This window comes from Nocardia sp. NPDC057272, from assembly GCF_042668615.1.
Classification (GTDB): domain Bacteria; phylum Actinomycetota; class Actinomycetes; order Mycobacteriales; family Mycobacteriaceae; genus Nocardia.
The window spans coordinates 1-15,281 of sequence record NZ_JBHUYK010000006.1 but is presented as its reverse complement, the minus strand read 5'-3'; the positions used below and the strand labels follow the sequence as shown (position 1 = coordinate 15,281).

20 protein-coding genes are annotated in these 15,281 nt (G+C 67.2%); 14 read left to right on the top strand and 6 right to left on the bottom strand.

What is annotated here, in order from left to right; all coding sequences use genetic code 11:
• Nucleotides 1-7 precede the first annotated feature (7 nt).
• From hemB to ACFULV_RS11065, 5 genes are all read left to right on the top strand, one after another.
• Nucleotides 8-985, top strand: coding sequence for a porphobilinogen synthase (gene hemB / locus ACFULV_RS11085; RefSeq protein ID WP_378634168.1), 978 nt, complete (start codon nt 8-10; stop codon nt 983-985).
• Nucleotides 982-1,494: a hypothetical protein gene (locus ACFULV_RS11080; protein WP_378634171.1), complete on the top strand. Its 513-nt coding sequence runs from the start codon at nt 982-984 to the stop codon at nt 1,492-1,494. The genes hemB and ACFULV_RS11080 overlap by 4 nt, the downstream gene beginning before the upstream one ends.
• Nucleotides 1,495-1,553: 59 nt before the next feature.
• The gene (locus tag ACFULV_RS11075; RefSeq protein ID WP_378634173.1) at nt 1,554-1,676 is read left to right on the top strand and encodes a hypothetical protein; all 123 of its coding nucleotides are present in this window, start codon (nt 1,554-1,556) and stop codon (nt 1,674-1,676) included.
• A 30-nt stretch (nt 1,677-1,706) separates the two neighbouring features.
• Nucleotides 1,707-1,970: a hypothetical protein gene (locus ACFULV_RS11070; protein ID WP_378655529.1), complete on the top strand. Its 264-nt coding sequence runs from the start codon at nt 1,707-1,709 to the stop codon at nt 1,968-1,970.
• A gap of 76 nt (nt 1,971-2,046) precedes the next feature.
• Nucleotides 2,047-2,271: a hypothetical protein gene (locus tag ACFULV_RS11065; protein ID WP_378634178.1), complete on the top strand. Its 225-nt coding sequence runs from the start codon at nt 2,047-2,049 to the stop codon at nt 2,269-2,271.
• Here ACFULV_RS11065 and ACFULV_RS11060 read toward each other — a convergent pair whose 3' ends face one another.
• Nucleotides 2,272-2,658: a hypothetical protein gene (locus ACFULV_RS11060; protein ID WP_378655527.1), complete on the bottom strand. Its 387-nt coding sequence runs from the start codon at nt 2,656-2,658 to the stop codon at nt 2,272-2,274.
• A 207-nt stretch (nt 2,659-2,865) separates the two neighbouring features.
• Here ACFULV_RS11060 and hemL point away from each other — a divergent pair, with 207 nt between their 5' ends.
• The 7 genes from hemL (at nt 2,866) to ccsB (ending at nt 9,224) form a co-directional block, all read left to right on the top strand.
• Nucleotides 2,866-4,185 (top strand): glutamate-1-semialdehyde 2,1-aminomutase, encoded by a 1,320-nt coding sequence (gene hemL / locus ACFULV_RS11055; RefSeq protein ID WP_378634182.1) that lies wholly within the window; start codon nt 2,866-2,868, stop codon nt 4,183-4,185.
• 119 nt (nt 4,186-4,304) lie between these two features.
• A complete protein-coding gene (locus tag ACFULV_RS11050) occupies nt 4,305-4,922 on the top strand; it encodes a histidine phosphatase family protein (protein ID WP_378634497.1) in 618 nt (205 codons plus the stop codon).
• Entirely contained in the window at nt 4,919-5,560 is a 642-nt protein-coding gene (locus ACFULV_RS11045) for a TlpA disulfide reductase family protein (RefSeq protein WP_378655524.1), read from the top strand. The genes ACFULV_RS11050 and ACFULV_RS11045 overlap by 4 nt, the downstream gene beginning before the upstream one ends.
• Before the next feature lie 62 nt (nt 5,561-5,622).
• Complete coding sequence (locus ACFULV_RS11040) at nt 5,623-5,796, top strand: hypothetical protein (RefSeq protein ID WP_378655521.1); 174 nt, start codon at nt 5,623-5,625, stop codon at nt 5,794-5,796.
• Complete coding sequence (locus tag ACFULV_RS11035; protein WP_378634189.1) at nt 5,793-6,608, top strand: cytochrome c biogenesis CcdA family protein; 816 nt, start codon at nt 5,793-5,795, stop codon at nt 6,606-6,608. Before ACFULV_RS11040 ends, ACFULV_RS11035 begins: the two co-directional genes overlap by 4 nt.
• Nucleotides 6,608-8,236 carry a cytochrome c biogenesis protein ResB gene (locus tag ACFULV_RS11030; RefSeq protein ID WP_378655519.1) on the top strand — a complete coding sequence of 543 codons (1,629 nt, stop codon included), beginning with the start codon at nt 6,608-6,610 and terminating at the stop codon, nt 8,234-8,236. Before ACFULV_RS11035 ends, ACFULV_RS11030 begins: the two co-directional genes overlap by 1 nt.
• Nucleotides 8,237-8,267: 31 nt before the next feature.
• The gene (gene ccsB, locus ACFULV_RS11025) at nt 8,268-9,224 is read left to right on the top strand and encodes a c-type cytochrome biogenesis protein CcsB (protein WP_378634193.1); all 957 of its coding nucleotides are present in this window, start codon (nt 8,268-8,270) and stop codon (nt 9,222-9,224) included.
• Here ccsB and ACFULV_RS11020 read toward each other — a convergent pair.
• From ACFULV_RS11020 to ACFULV_RS11000, 5 genes are all read right to left on the bottom strand, one after another.
• Nucleotides 9,221-10,441 carry a tyrosine-type recombinase/integrase gene (locus tag ACFULV_RS11020; protein ID WP_378655517.1) on the bottom strand — a complete coding sequence of 407 codons (1,221 nt, stop codon included), beginning with the start codon at nt 10,439-10,441 and terminating at the stop codon, nt 9,221-9,223. The two genes, ccsB and ACFULV_RS11020, sit on opposite strands and share 4 nt — an antisense overlap.
• A gap of 2 nt (nt 10,442-10,443) precedes the next feature.
• Nucleotides 10,444-10,902 carry a helix-turn-helix transcriptional regulator gene (locus ACFULV_RS11015; RefSeq protein WP_378655514.1) on the bottom strand — a complete coding sequence of 153 codons (459 nt, stop codon included), beginning with the start codon at nt 10,900-10,902 and terminating at the stop codon, nt 10,444-10,446.
• A gap of 3 nt (nt 10,903-10,905) precedes the next feature.
• On the bottom strand, nt 10,906-11,628 hold the full coding sequence (locus tag ACFULV_RS11010) for a hypothetical protein (RefSeq protein WP_378655511.1): 723 nt from the start codon (nt 11,626-11,628) through the stop codon (nt 10,906-10,908).
• On the bottom strand, nt 11,625-12,719 hold the full coding sequence (locus tag ACFULV_RS11005; protein WP_378655508.1) for a hypothetical protein: 1,095 nt from the start codon (nt 12,717-12,719) through the stop codon (nt 11,625-11,627). Before ACFULV_RS11005 ends, ACFULV_RS11010 begins: the two co-directional genes overlap by 4 nt.
• Before the next feature lie 179 nt (nt 12,720-12,898).
• Nucleotides 12,899-13,384, bottom strand: a complete 486-nt coding sequence (locus ACFULV_RS11000) for a hypothetical protein (RefSeq protein ID WP_378655506.1) — start codon at nt 13,382-13,384, stop codon at nt 12,899-12,901.
• 228 nt (nt 13,385-13,612) lie between these two features.
• Between ACFULV_RS11000 and ACFULV_RS10995 the strand changes: the two genes are divergently transcribed.
• Entirely contained in the window at nt 13,613-14,458 is an 846-nt protein-coding gene (locus tag ACFULV_RS10995; RefSeq protein ID WP_378655504.1) for a GntR family transcriptional regulator, read from the top strand.
• Nucleotides 14,455-15,141: an HAD family hydrolase gene (locus ACFULV_RS10990; RefSeq protein WP_378655501.1), complete on the top strand. Its 687-nt coding sequence runs from the start codon at nt 14,455-14,457 to the stop codon at nt 15,139-15,141. The genes ACFULV_RS10995 and ACFULV_RS10990 overlap by 4 nt, the downstream gene beginning before the upstream one ends.
• The last annotated feature ends 140 nt before the right edge of the window (nt 15,142-15,281 follow it).

Below are 15,281 nucleotides of genomic sequence, written 5' to 3'. Positions count from 1 at the left end.
GCGGGCTATGACCGCTTTCGACCGCCCGCGGCGGTTGCGCAGGACACCCGCATTGCGTCGACTCGTCGCCGAGACCACGCTGCAGCCGCGTCAGCTGGTGCTGCCGATGTTCGTGGCTGACGGACTCGACGAGCCGCGGGAGATCAGCTCGATGCCGGGGGTGTATCAGCACACGCTGGACTCGCTGCGCAAGGCCGCCGTGGAATCGGTGGCCGCCGGGGTGGGCGGGCTGATGCTGTTCGGGGTGCCGCTGCCCGAGGACAAGGACGCCACCGGCAGCCAGGCCAGTGATCCGAACGGGATCCTGAACCGCGGTCTGCGCGCGCTGGCCGAAGAGGTCGGGGACGCGACGGTCATCATGGCCGACACCTGCCTCGACGAATTCACCGATCACGGCCACTGCGGGGTCATCGGCACCGATGGCGCGGTCGACAACGACGCCACCCTGCACCGCTACGTGGAGATGGCGCTGTCGCAGGCCGAGGCCGGTGCCGATCTGCTCGGAACCAGCGGCATGATGGACGGACAGGTCGGCGCGATCCGGCGCGGGCTCGACGCGGTCGGGCGCACCGACACCGCCATCCTCGCCTACGCGGCCAAGTACGCCTCGGCCTTCTACGGCCCCTTCCGTGAGGCCGTCGGCTCGTCGCTGGAAGGCGATCGCCGCACCTACCAGCAGGATCCGGCCAACCGCCGCGAATCGCTGCGCGAACTCGACCTCGACCTCGCCGAGGGCGCCGACATCGTGATGGTGAAGCCCGCGATGTCCTACCTCGACATCCTGCGCGACGTCGCCGACCGGTCGACCGTCCCCGTCGCGGCCTATCAGATCTCCGGCGAGTACGCGATGATCACCGCCGCCGCCGAGCGTGGCTGGATCGATCGCCGGGCCTCGATCCTGGAGTCGCTGATCGGCATCCGGCGGGCAGGCGCGGACATCGTGCTCACCTACTGGGCGACCGAGGCAGCACACTGGCTGTCGTGATCGTTCCGCCGAACAAACCCGAAACCCTTCCCATGCCGGAGGACGTCGGCACCGCCCGTCAACTGTGGTGGGGAATCGCAGGCCTCGGTGTCGTCTACACCTTCGCCAGCGTCATCACCATGGCCGGGGAGCGCGACAAGCTCAGCAAGCAGTTCCTCGACGAGATGCACAAGTCGGATCCGAACTTCCCGGCGTCGACCGTCGACGTGATGGTGCTGGTGGCTTTCGCGCTGACCGCGCTGGTCGGGGTGCTGCTGGCCGGTGTCACCGTGGCCATCGCCCATCAGCTCGGCCGTGGCAAGAGCTGGGCGCGCACGGTGCTCACGGTTGTCGCGATCTGGCTCGGACTCGGCGCCGTCGCCACCATGTTCAGCTTCTCCGCGGTCGCCAATCCCGCGACGATCGTGGCCGGTGGCTCGGCGATCGTGCAGGGCGTGCTCGCCGCGGGGGCCGCGTTCCTCAGCTACCGGCCGGAGTCGACGAAGTACTTCCAGTCCCGCCGCAAGTGACACTGCGCAGTGTATGGTGAGGATTATCACACCGGCTGAGCGCCGGGGGAGCGGAGGCAATGATGCGCGTGGTGATCGAGCAACCACACAGCCTGCGACGCGACCTGTTGGTGATCGGGCTGATGGTTGTGCTCACCCTCGCCGTCATCGCGCTGATTCTGGTACCCAGCCTGGTCGGCTGATTCGATCCTGCCCCTGGCAGGATCGCAGGAATGAGACGCTGGATCGCGCTGTTCGAACTCGGCTTCGCCGTGCTCTTCCTTGCCTGCGCGGTCGTCAGCTGGCGTGCCGCACGGCGCACGACCGAATTCGTCGGCACCGATGAGCACCCCGGTTTCGTGGCGGTGCGCTACGTGCCGCCGTTGCTGTTGCTCGCCTGTGCGCTGGTGATCGTGAGCGGGATGCTGGTGATCGATGTCGTCACCAGGATCTACCGTGGATCTGTAGCACCGCGCGGCGTCGAACCGATGATCTAGAGGAAGCCGAATTCCGATGTGTGCGTGGGGGTTCGGGACGCGAGCTCGCACCGTGGGCTCCCTCGAGGAGGAATCGATGACCAGACTGACCGCAGGAATCTGTACCGTCGCCGCCGCTGTGGCGACCATCGCGCTGGCCGCGGCGCCCGCCCAGGCGGCCCCCGGGCTGCCGCTCACCCCGATGACCGCCGAGCCGGCCGCCGACGGTTTCGCCCCGGAGACCGGCTCGAGCGGCATCTACAACGGCATCATGTGCCAGCTCCACACGATCTCGGCCGAAGTGCCCTGCATGTACACCTGATCAGCTGGTCCACTGCTGGTAGACGTCGACGATGCGGCCGCCGCGCGTGCCGGGCGCGTTCAGGAAGATGGAGACGGCGCCGTCGGGATGGGCCGCCGCTTCCGTCACCACCTGACGCAGGGTGGCGCGGATGCCGCCGTCGGCGTCGCGGTACAGATCGCTGTCGGTGTGCAGACCCGCGCCGATCCGATTGGCGGGTACGAGCATCGCGGTGATCGCCGGAATGGGCCCCGACCCGAGGGCCGCGGTCTCCTCGTGGCTGAGTTGGGCACCGATCCGATCGGGCTGGGCCTGCGGTGCGAACGCGGTGGCAGAACCCGCGCCCAATAGCACTCCCGCCGCGACGAACCCTGTGCCAAGGGCAGTGCTGGTGACGCCGAAACGCATGAAATACCCTCTCGCTGAGACCTGATTTCCCTATGGCTCAGGTGCTGAGCCGCCCGGAGCGTAGTCGCAGGCCAATGGGCCTAGATCGAATTCTTTCCGGGATCGGGGCGGCGTGTCGGGCGTGTCGTCGGTGGGTCGCTGCGGTCTGGGTCACTGTGCTCCACCCTGTCGTCCGGCGTGCCGAGGCGAACTGAGACACTGGAATCCGTGAGTCTTACGCAGGTACCGGTTTCGGCCCAGCTCTTCGAGCGGGCGGCCGCCGTGATCCCGGGTGGCGTCAATTCCCCGGTTCGTGCGTTCAACTCGGTCGGCGGTACGCCACGGTTCATCACCTCCGCGAGCGGCTACACGCTCATCGACGCCGACGGCAACGACTACGTCGATCTGGTGTGCTCATGGGGGCCGATGATCCTCGGTCACGCCCACCCCGCCGTCGTCGAGGCCGTGCAGAAGGCCGCGACGAGCGGACTGTCGTTCGGTGCGCCGACCGAGGCCGAGATCGAGCTGGCCGAGGCCATCGCCGCCCGCGTCGATCCCGTCGAGCGGGTCCGCCTGGTGAACTCCGGTACCGAGGCCACGATGAGCGCGGTCCGCTTGGCCCGCGGTTTCACCGGCCGATCCAAGATCATCAAATTCTCCGGCTGCTACCACGGTCACGTCGACGCGTTGCTGGCCGACGCGGGCTCCGGTGTCGCGACCCTCGGCCTGCCGACCTCGCCCGGCGTCACCGGCGCGCAGGCCGCCGACACCATCGTGCTGCCCTACAACGACCTCGCCGCCGTCGCCGCCGCCTTCGACGCGCACCCCGGCCGGATCGCGTGCGTCATCACCGAGGCCGCCGCGGGCAACATGGGCGCGGTCGCGCCGCTGCCCGGCTTCAACGAGGGCCTGCGCACCCTCGCCCATGACAACGGCGCGCTGCTGATCATGGACGAGGTGATGACCGGATTCCGGGTCAGCGCGTCGGGTTGGTACGGCCGCGAAGGCGTCGCCGGTGACCTCTACACCTTCGGCAAGGTGATGAGCGGTGGCCTGCCCGCCGCCGCGTTCGGCGGTCGCGCCGAGATCATGAACAACCTCGCCCCGCTCGGCCCGGTGTATCAGGCTGGCACGCTGTCCGGTAACCCCGTCGCCGTCGCCGCGGGCCTGGCGACCCTGCGTGCGGCCGACGACGAGGTGTACGCGGCGCTGGACCGCAATGCCGATCGTCTGGGTGCGTTGTTCGCGAAAGCCCTGACAGAGGCCGGTGTCGAGCATCAAGTCCAGTTCGCAGGCAATATGGTGAGCGTGTTCTTCGCCGAGCGTCCGGTGACCGATTACGCCGCCGCCAAAGCGAGCCAGACCTGGCGTTACCCTGCCTTCTTCCACGCCCTGCTCGACGCGGGCGTGTACGCGCCGCCGAGCGCGTTCGAGGCATGGTTCGTCTCCGCGGCACTCGACGAGGACGCGTTCGACCGTATCGCCGCCGCTCTGCCCGCCGCCGCCCTCGCGGCCGCGGCCGCAACCCCCGAAGGATCCCCAGCGTGAGCTCCGACCAGCCCGACGCAGAATTCGCCCCAGTCCCGGCGGATAGCGACGAGGCGCCCCATCCTGCCCCCGCCGCCGCACCGCCAGCCCTCGACGACGACCCGTCGAGCGTCGAAACCATCGTGCACGTCCTGCGCCACGGTGAGGTACACAACCCGAACGGCATCCTCTACGGTCGCCTGCCCGGCTTCAGCCTCTCGGTGGCCGGTCGCTCGCAGGCCGGTGCGGTCGCGCGCTCGCTGGCCGATCACGACATCGCGATGGTGATCGCCTCCCCGCTGCAGCGCGCCCAGGAGACCGCGGCGCCGATCGCGGCCGCCCACGACGTGATCGTGCGCACCGATGAGAACCTGATCGAAGCGGGCAACACCTTCGAGGGCCTGCGCGTCTCCGTCGGTGACGGTGCGCTGCGCAAGCCGCGGCACTGGTGGAAGCTGCGCGACCCGTTCACCCCGTCCTGGGGCGAGCCGTACCTGCAGATCGCCCATCGCATGCTCGCCGCGGTGAACAAGGCCCGCGTCGAGGCCGCCGGTCACGAGGTGGTGCTGGTCTCGCATCAGCTGCCCGTGTGGACGCTGCGCCGATTCCTGCAGGGTCAGCGGTTGTGGCACGACCCGCGCAACCGGCAGTGCTCGCTGGCGTCGCTGACCTCGCTGGTCTACCACGGCGACACGCTCGTCGACATTGTCTATTCCGAGCCCGCCGGGGCGTCGGATCCGTCGGTTCACGGCGCATGACACGCTGCACCTCGTCGGGAACCGCCCGTGGCCGTCGGCCGCGGGCGCTGACCGCCGTCCTGTCCGCCCTGCTGGTGATCATCGCCGCGGCGGGCTGTTCGACGGGTACCGATGCGGTTGCCACCGGTGGTGGGACCTTCGAATTCGTCTCACCCGGTGGTAGAACGGATATCTATTACGATCCGCCCGCGACGCGCGGGACGATCGGCACGCTCTCGGGGCCCGATCTGATGAACGAGGGAAAGACCGTTTCGGTCGACGATTTCCCGAACCAGATCGTGGTCGTGAACCTGTGGGGACAGTGGTGTGGCCCGTGCCGCGCCGAGTCGCCCGCTCTCGAAAAAGTCTTCGCGGCGACCAGAGATCAAGGCGTCGCGTTCCTGGGAATCAATGTCCGTGACCATCAGCGCGACAAAGCCCAGGACTTCGTAGTGGACAACAAGATCGAATACCCGTCCATCTACGACCCGTCGATGCGGACCTTGCTCGCTCTCGGCGGAAACTTTCCCACCAGTGTTATTCCGACCACGTTGATCCTGGATCGTCAGCACCGGGTCGCCGCGGTCTTCCTTCGCTCGCTATTGGCCGAAGACCTTCAGCCCGTGGTCGAGCGCATCGCCGCCGAGGAGAAGCAGTAGTGAGCAGCCGCCGTCGTCCAGGAAATCTGACCGCGTGTCGTCCCCGTCAGGGCGCCCGCCGAATGGGTGCGGGCTGGACGGTCGATGACCGTTGGGCCGGCATCGCGACCGTGCCGCGCAGTGTCGCCGGCGCCGGTCTGTTCGATTTCGGCCCCGCTGAACCGGCCGAGACCGAGCGAACCCTGTCGTTGCCGCGCGACGAGCAGCATGACATGGATACGGACACCGACGAGTGATTCCGCTCGCCGCAGTCGGGGATTCCTTCCAGCAGACGGCGGCATCGGGTCCGCTTCTGCTGGCGCTGGGAGCCTGCCTGCTCGCGGGCCTGGTGTCGTTCGCTTCACCGTGTGTCGTGCCGCTCGTCCCCGGCTATCTGTCGTACCTGGCCGGGCTGGTCGGTGCCGAGGCGCCGCCTGCCACCAACGCGCAGGCGAGCACGCTCACCGCGCAGCGCCGTAGCGCGAAGATGCGGGTGGCCGGTGCCGCCGGGTTGTTCGTCGCCGGGTTCACGGTGGTGTTCGTGCTGGCCACGGCCACTGTTTTCGGCGTGATCCAGACCCTCAATGTGAATCGGGAACTGCTGCAGCGCATCGGCGGTGTGGTGACGATCCTGATGGGTCTGGTGTTCATCGGCCTGGTCCCCGCCCTGCAGCGCGACACGCGGATGGAGCCGCGCAGGCTCACCAGCATCCTCGGCGCGCCACTGCTCGGCGGGGTGTTCGCGCTCGGCTGGACGCCGTGCCTGGGGCCCACGCTGTCGGGTGTGATGGCGGTGTCCGCGGGTACCGAAGGCACCACCGCCGTGCGCGGGGTGACGTTGATCGTCGCCTACTGCCTCGGTCTCGGGCTGCCGTTCATCGTGCTGGCCTTCGGGTCGGCCGGTGCGTTGCGCGGGGTCGGCTGGCTGCGGCGCAATTCGCGCACCATTCAGGTAATCGGGGGTGTTCTGCTCGTCGCCGTCGGCGTCGCGCTGGTCACGGGGGCATGGGATCAGTTCGTCGGCTGGGTGCGTGACGGGTTCGTCTCCGAGGTGACTCTTCCGATCTGATGACTGACACGCTGACCACACCGACCACCCCCACCCCGCCCGTCCGGCAGTCGCTGCCGGGCCGGGCCTGGGCCCTGGTCCGTAATTCCTGGCGCGGCCTCACGAGCATGCGCACCGCACTGGTGCTGCTGTTCCTGCTCGCCCTCGCCGCCATCCCCGGCGCCCTGCTGCCGCAACGCAGCCTCAACGCTCAGAAGGTCGACCAGTACATCGCCGACCGTCCGACGCTCGGCCCGTGGATGGACCGGTTCGAACTGTTCGACGTGTTCGGCAGCTTCTGGTTCACCGCCATCTACGTGCTGCTGTTCATCTCGCTGGTCGGGTGCATCCTGCCGCGCTGCTGGGATCACTACCGGGCACTGCGTACCCCGCCGGTGCCCGCGCCGCGCAACCTCAGCCGGTTGCCGCACCACTTCAGCGAGACCGACGACCGCACTCCCGATGAGGTGATCGAGGCCGCCAAGGCATCCCTGCGCGGGTGGCGGACCGAGGTTCGTCCCGGTCAGCGCGAGGGCGAGGTGACGCTGTCCGCGGAGAAGGGCTATCTGCGCGAGTTCGGCAACTTGGTGTTCCACCTGTCGCTGGTGGGGCTGCTGGTCGCGATCGCGCTGGGCAAGCTGCTCGGATACGAGGGCAATGTCATCGTGATCGCCAACGACGGGCCCGGCTTCTGCACCACCTCGCCCGCGGTGTTCGACTCGTTCCGCGCAGGCAACACCAACGACGGCACCGGCATGACGCCACTGTGCGTCAAGGTGAAGGACTTCAAGGCCGACTACCTGCCCACCGGCCAGGCCGAGATGTTCCATTCGAACATCGAGTACCAGGCGGGCGCGGACCTGAGTACCGACACGTGGCGCAGCACCGAGCTCCAGGTGAACCATCCGCTGCGGGTCGCTGGTGACCGCGTCTACCTGCAGGGGCACGGCTTCGCGCCGACGTTCACCGTCACCTTCCCCAACGGGCAGACCCGCACCGAGACCATCCAGTGGCGGCCCGACGACGCGCAGACCTTCCTGTCCAGCGGTGTGCTGCGCATCGACCCGCCCGGCGGCATGTACGCCACCGACGAGGAACGTCGGCAGAACCAGATCGCCATCGAGGGTCTGTTCGCGCCGACCGCGATGTTCCACGGCAGCCTGCTCACCTCGTCGTTCCCCCGGATGGACGACCCGGCGGTCGCGGTCGACGTCTATCGCGGCAATACCGGCCTCGACACCGGCCGCTCGCAGTCGCTGTTCTCGCTGGACCCGGAGATGATCAAGCAGGGTCGGTTGACCAAGGAAGCGCGGGTCAACCTGCGCCCCGGCGAGTCGACCACGTTGCCCAGCGGGGCGAAGGTCACCTTCGACGGCGCCGAGGAATTCGTGAACCTGCAGGTCTCGCACGACCCCGCCCAGCAGTGGGTGCTGGTGAGTGCGCTGACGATGATGGCCGGTCTGCTGGTGTCGCTGTTGCTGAAACGGCGGCGGATCTGGATCCGGACGTACCCGGTCGAGGCCGCGGCAGGTACCGTGGGTCAACGACGCACCGTAGTAGAAATGGGCGGCCTGGCCAGGAGCGACCAAGCGGGCTGGGGCGCCGAGTTCGATCGACTGCGGACACGGCTGCTGGGAGCGGAGAAGTGATGCGCGCACTCGACATGGAGACGGAATCCTGATGCAGATCGACGAAACGCTGGCACGGTACAGCGACTTCGCGTTCATGTCGGCCATGGCCATTTATGCCCTGGCCACGGTCCTGCTGATCGTGCAGTACGCCTCGGCGCGCGCCAAGCAGGTCGCCGCGCGCGAACTCGTCCCCGCGGGCGATCCGGGGTTGCCCGGCCGCATCGAGACCCCGGAGGCCAAACCGCTCGCCGAACGGCTGGGCAACATGGCCTTCTCGGTGCTGCTGGTCGGCGCGGCCCTGCACATCGGCTCGATCGTGCTGCGCGGCTTCGCCACCCACCGCTTCCCGCTGGGCAACATGTACGAGTTCACCACCATGGCCACCGCGGCCGCCGTGGTGATCGGCCTGATCTTCCTGCGCGACCAGCGCTACCGGGCCATGTGGGCGTTCCTGCTGGTCCCCGTGCTGATCTTGATGTTCCTCGCAGGCACGGTCCTCTACGCCGACGCGGCCCCCGTGGTCCCCGCCCTTCGCTCGTTCTGGCTGCCGATCCACGTCACCATCGTCAGCATCGGCAGTGGCGTCTTCCTGGTCTCGGGCGTGGCCAGCCTGCTCTACCTGTTCCGCATGCGTCAGCCCGCGGGCGAGGAATCCACCAACATCCTCGGCACCATCGCCCGCCGCCTCCCCGACGCCCGCACCCTCGACCAGCTCGCCTACAAGACCACCATCATCGGCTTCCCACTCTTCGGCGCGGGCGTCATCCTCGGCGCCATCTGGGCCGAAGCCGCCTGGGGCCGCTTCTGGGGCTGGGACCCCAAGGAAACCTGCTCCTTCATCGCCTGGGTCCTCTACGCGGCCTACCTGCACGCCCGAGCCACCTCGGGCTGGCGAGACACCAAGGCGGCCTGGATCAACATCGCCGGCTTCGTCGCGATGCTGTTCAACCTCTTCATCATCAACATGGTGATCAGCGGCTTGCACAGCTACGCCGGACTGAACTAAACGGCTTCTACCAGCGGGTTCTGGCTGCCTTCCTCGTCGGTTGCGACTAGCTCCTCGACCTCGGTACGCAGTGAGTACGCAGTGGCACCCGGCCAATCCCTGATCGCGGCGCCGACAGCCGTGCGAGTTGTCTCGTCAGCGTCCGGCCACAGGTGCGCGTAGTACCGAAGAGTGGTGATCGCGCTGCCGTGACGCAGCCGCGCCTGAACGGCCTTGATATCGGCGCCGCGGCGGATCAGCAACGATGCGTAGTAGTGCCGGAAGTCCTGAAAGCTGAACTCTTCAGGCAGACCGGGCACCTTCGCCTTCGCCGCCCGCAGGTGCCACGCGATCACCCAGGGGGAGACCGGTTTGCCGAGTATGTCGCACACCAGTCGATCACCGGGGAATACACGGACCGACTCCTTGAGCATCGCGACGAGTTCCGCCGGTATTGGCACCGGTTTGGTGCTCGATTCCGTCTTGAGCGGGCGCGCCGGCCACTGCTGGCGGGGATGCACGACGCCGGACTCGAAATCGACATCGGAGACCAGGAGCCCGGCCGCCTCCGACACCCGAAGTCCAACAAACGAGCCGAGCAGCACCGCAACCCGGAGGTGCGGGGGCATGGCGTCGTGCACGGCCCAAATCTGTTCTGAGGTCGCGACGTAGACCTTCTGCTGTCCCGTCGCGGGCGACGTGCGACGAGAGCACGGGTTGCGAGCCAACAGCCCGTCATGGACAGCGTCACCAAGGATCTGCGCCAGTCGGGAATGTAGGGAGTAGACATAGCTGTCGGCCAGACCTTCAGCCTTGAGCGTGACCATCCACTTCTTTACGGTGGAGGGCCGGACTGCTGAAAGTTGCAGCGGCCCCAGCCCGGCGTTGATTTTCTTGACGTGCCAAGTCGCCAGCTCGACAGTCGTATCACGGTGATTGGCGTAACCCTTCAGCCAGTCATTTGCCCACTCTTCGACGGTTCGTTGCGCGTCACGCGGTGCAACGTGAGTGCCATGTACGAGGGTCGAGACCTGGGTATCCAGCCAGCCTTGGCCGTCTGTCTTCCGGGCAAAACGCTTTGTGTGCTCGTTGCCCGCGTCATCGACGTAGCGAGCGCGCCAGCGCTTGCCCATGCCGTCGAGCTTGGACGGAACACGCCGAACCGTGCCGTCTGGCTGGCGTTCGTCCTTGGTCCAGAGGTCTTCGACCCCGGCGCGGCGGTTCCGTCGTGTGGCCATGGTCAGGCAGCCCCTCCGGTCGCGGTGGCCTGCTCCTGCTCGGCGATCCAGGCGAGAATGGCCGACTCACGCCACACCCGCCTATGCCCGAGTTTGAAGCTGCGAGGGCCGGAGCCGATATGCGCCCAGTAGCGCCAGGTGCCAGCCGGAATGCCGGTCAGGTCAGCGCAGTCCTTTGCCTGGAGGTAGCGGTCGTGGGTCATGGTCTTCTCCTCTGCGGTGCGGGTCGGTGCGTTCGGTGAGATCTGGTCGGTGCGCTGGTGCGTAGCGGTGCGCACCATGTCGCCCGAGCGGTGCGCAGGAGCGACAGTCGGTGTCGCCTGCTGTCGCCTCGGTGTCGCCTGGCTGTCGCCTTGCGTCGCCTCGGTGTCGCGGTTCGTCGCTGGGGCGACACCCGAATGCGACAGGGCGACAGACTGTTTGAACTGTTGGTGAGCGGAGTTGTCGAGTTGCTGACTCATCGGTCACGCACCCTTCGGAAGGCTCTGAACTGCACGGATGCGCTTGTGCCGCCCGGTGATTTCGTCCGGAGTCGCTGCGGTGAGCGCGAGGTCGGAATGGATGGTTTTCGCGGCGTTGTAGACCGTTTCGGGTCGGTGCGCACCGGCGCAGACCCAGAGGACGACAGTGCAGCCGTCGTTTTCGGCCTGGGCGACAGCGGTGCGCAGGGAGGCGACAAGTTGTCGCGGGTTGCTGGTGCGGGCGACATCGGTGCGCACCGCCCACACCGGTGAGGCGACACCTCGGGCAGTGCGCAGTGCGAACGGGTTGCTGGTGTGCACCATCAGACCGTCGTATGGGTACGCACCGCGCTCGGAGCGCTCCAGCGAGAGCTCTCGTTCGCCGGTCCAGTCGTCGAAGCCGGTCGCGCCGAGGATCACGCGCGCCTGTGCGGCGGCGCGGCCACGGACTGACCACAACGGGGAAGGTGTCCACTCCGGCAGCGACCGACCGAAGTAGCGGGTCACCGCTTGGCGGGTCGGGATGACCCATTTCGGACCGGACCCCAGCGCGGTCAGCTCCCGAGTCAGACCGTGCCCGCGCAGGGCGGCGGCTGTCTCGTAGGCGTGGCTCAATCCGCAGCCGAGGAAGTCGGCGAGCACGTCGACCGGCATGGCCCGCTGCTGTACGAGCCCGGCCAGGGCGCGCGCCTGTCGCGGTGTCAGGGATGCGTTGCGGGCGTTCATCGGTCGCCGTCCTGTCCAGTTTTCTGGACACTGCGCCGGCGCCGGTGGTTCGGGTTCGCCGACCGGGTGGCCGCGCGCATCCGACGTCGAGTTTTGCGGAAGTCGTCCCATTCGGCGTCGAGGTCACCGACGACGACGAGGGCGTCGGCGTAGTTCTGCGGCAACCGGCGGTTGGCCGCTTCGACGACGCGGACCACGTCGTCACCGCGGCACAGGTAGAGCACCCCGGCGAGTGCATCGGGTTCGGCGTGGCGTGCGGCGTTGATCGCGCCTTGCAGGGCTTTGTCCATGTTGGTCGCGGACTTCGCGGTCAGCTCGACTTCCACGGCGTACCAGCCGTGATGTCCCTCGATGACGCCGAGGAACCGACCGTCGTGGATATGGCCGATGTAGCGAGCGCGGCCGCGAGTGCGGGTCGCCGACAGTTCAGCATCTCGGCGTAGCTGCCGTTCCGAGATCCAAGCGCCGGGCTCCATGCCGACGAGCAGCGCGCGGGCCATCGCCACGGCGCGGTAGTGCTCGGCGTCCTTGAGCGGCGGGCGCCAGGTGGTGTGAACTGTCCAGCCGAGGAAACTCGACGCGGCGTCGCGGGTCGGCACGATCCACTTCTCACCCGGTTGCACCTGGATCAGCTTCGGCAGCATCAGACCGTCTTCGCGCAGCTGCTTGGCCAATGTATGTGCCCCGCTGATGTCCACTCCGAGGAATTCGGCCAGGACGTCGACCTGCAACCCGTACATCTCGGCGATCAGGCGCGCAGTCTGCTCGTGACGGGCATTCGGTCGGGTCTCACGGTTGGCGCGTAAAAGACGCTGCACGGTGGCTCGTGGAAGGTCGACCAGGTCGGCAATGTCGCCTTGGGTGCGGCCCATCGCGGCCAACGCCGCGACTTCGCCGAGGGCGTCTTCAACGATGCGGGCGCTTACGCCGAGTTGGTCGCGGATGTCCCGGTACGAGTCGCCTCCAGCGCGCATGGTGCGGATCAGTTCGTCACGCGCGGCAGCCTTGACCTTCCTTTTGTGGTCACGAGAAGGGTTGCGGCTGGTGCCGGTCCGGGCGCCGGTAGCGGCCCGCTGATGTGTGGTGGTCATGGGTTCCTCCCTGAGTTGACAACGAAAGTTGTTGTCAGGCAATGAGACTGGAATCCGGCGGACTTCTATACCGCATAGCGGGACGTGGCAGGACGTCCTGGGTGGGTGCCGGATCGGCGAAGGGGAGTTTCGTAACCGCGAGACCAGACAGAGGCTGGGGTTACGAAACTCCCGGCAACTCAGCGGCTGCGTTCGACGGGGGTACGGCGGCGTTCGGGGCGCTGGATCAGCTCGGACTCTTCGAGGCCGTCGTGGTAGTCGAAGCGGACGCGGCCGTTCTTCTGCACGGTGCCGTGCCGGGCGATGTCTTCGAGTTCGGCGCTGCGGGCCGGTTCGACATCTACGCCGTCGGTGGCCATGTAACGGCCGTTGTCGAGGAAGTACTCGACCTCGGGCGCGGTGTGGGCGCGGCCGGGCAGGTCTCGTTCCTTGATCGGCGCGGATGCGTCGGCGGCGGCGAGAGCGGCTTCGATGCGTTCGGTCTGGCGGCGGGCGAACTCGGGGGTGCCGCGGCCGAGCTTCTCCAGCAACTGCCGGTGCGTCATCGTTCGGCGTTCCTGCTCGGTGGCGATGACGTCCCCGCCGAGGCCGGTGCCGGCCCATCGTGACCGGGTGCGGCCGTTGCTGTTGCCGCTGGACTGGGGGGAGGGATTTACACTGGACATGCTTCTGGCTCCTTGGAATGGGTGCGGAAGTGATGCCGGAGCGAGGTACGAACTCGCTTCCGGTCGGGACTCCTCCACCGCTCGAACGGTGGGGGAGTTTTCGTACTAGCTTGGCTAGCTGCCTAGCTTGGCTAGCCAACTTGATCGTAGCGCGTCCGCACGCGCCAACACAAGCATTTCGGCCTAGCTTGGCTAGGCCAATCTGGCTTAGGTCGATACGCTGGGGAAATGGATGCACTTGACCCCGATGACCCCCGCCCGCCGTACCAACAGGTCGCAAATGCGCTTCGCGCCGCGATTCTGACTCGCACCCTCATGCCGGGCGAGAAGCTGCCTTCCGGACCACAACTTGCCGAGCGCTATGGCGTGGCTCGAATGACCATCCAGCAGGCGGTTCGCCTGCTTCGGGATGAAGGTCTCGTAGTCTCTCGGCAGGGGAGTGGCGTTTTCGTGCGCGAGCGCACCGAGCGGCCAGTTGGTTTGAGGCCGCATCTTGAGCGCGCGTTTGAAGAACCGAACGTCGCGATCGACTTCGCCGGGTTCTCGGGCGAGACGCTGAACGGGGCGATCGCCGAGCCGCTGGACAAGATTCGACACGGGCGCCTACGTCCCGAGACTTTGTCCGTCCGAATCCTGGTACCCGATGCTGCGATCCCGTGGGCGCTACCCGCTGAGGTCGGCACGCTGAACGACAGCCCGACGTTCCGCGCCCGGGCAAACCGGATCATGGAGCGACACGCGTTGGCTGTCATTGACACCGTGGCCGAGCTGGGTCGGCTCGGGCTCGTCTCATCAGCGACTGCGTCGGTTCGAGTGTGGCCGGCGCCGCCTCAGTTCAAGCTCTACCTGTTCAACCAGAGCACAGCGTTCTTCGGCTACTACCCAGTGGTTGAGCACGAGGTGCCGCTGAACGGGACCACAACGGCGATATGGGACCTGATGGGCAAGGACGCGACGTTGTTCGAGTTCAGCGCCACGAATGACCCGGACTCGACGGGAAGTCAGTTCGTCACGCAATCGCAGATGTGGTTCGACAGCATTTGGACCTCCGTCGCCAAGGACCACGAGGTATGACCGAACTTGAGTCGCTGCTGAGGGAACGCCGGAACGTCCTGCTGGACTTCGACGGGCCGGTTTGCGCGGTGTTCAGCGCGATCACGGATCGCGCGGTCGCCGAAGAGTTGGCCGACATTGCCGGTGGGGCAAACCTGCCGCGCACGGTACGCGTATCCAACGACCCGTTCGACGTCCTTCGGTATGTGGCCGCAGAGGGCGACAAGGCGACGCTTTCGCGAGTCGAGTCGCGCTTTCGCGATCTGGAGTGCAGGGCTGTCGAGAATGCAGAACCGACACCCGGCGCGGCCGAGGCAATCACCGAGCTTTCGGCAAGGTCATACCAAGTTGCCATCGTCACGAACAACTCGGCAGAGGCCGCAGACCGCTACCTGCGGAGGCTCGGGCTCCGCTCCAAGGTTGGGCCGATTGCAGGTCGTCCGGGTGCTGAGGTCGCGTTGCTGAAGCCCGATCCGCACCTGGTCGAAGTCGGCCTGCGCGAGTTGGGGACGACGGCAGCCGGCGCCATGTTCGTCGGCGACTCCGAATCGGACGTGGCCGCGGGGCGCGCGGCAGGCGTCGCATGCGTTGCTCTGGCGAACAAGCCGGGCAAGGTCAAGCGGTTTGCTGCGCTTCGACCAGAGGCGACAATCACGACGATGTTCGAGTTGCTCGACTGCTTGGCAGACAGCCCACGGCCGTGACCGGTCGCGATCCTGCCCGAAAAGTGCCCGAAAAGTGCCCGAAGTGGGTTGGTCCCGGTCTGGTCCCGGTAGAAACCCTGTCTGATCTGCGCCTTCGGCGCAGGAACCACCCCCTCCCTGTTCCTGATTCTCTAACGCTT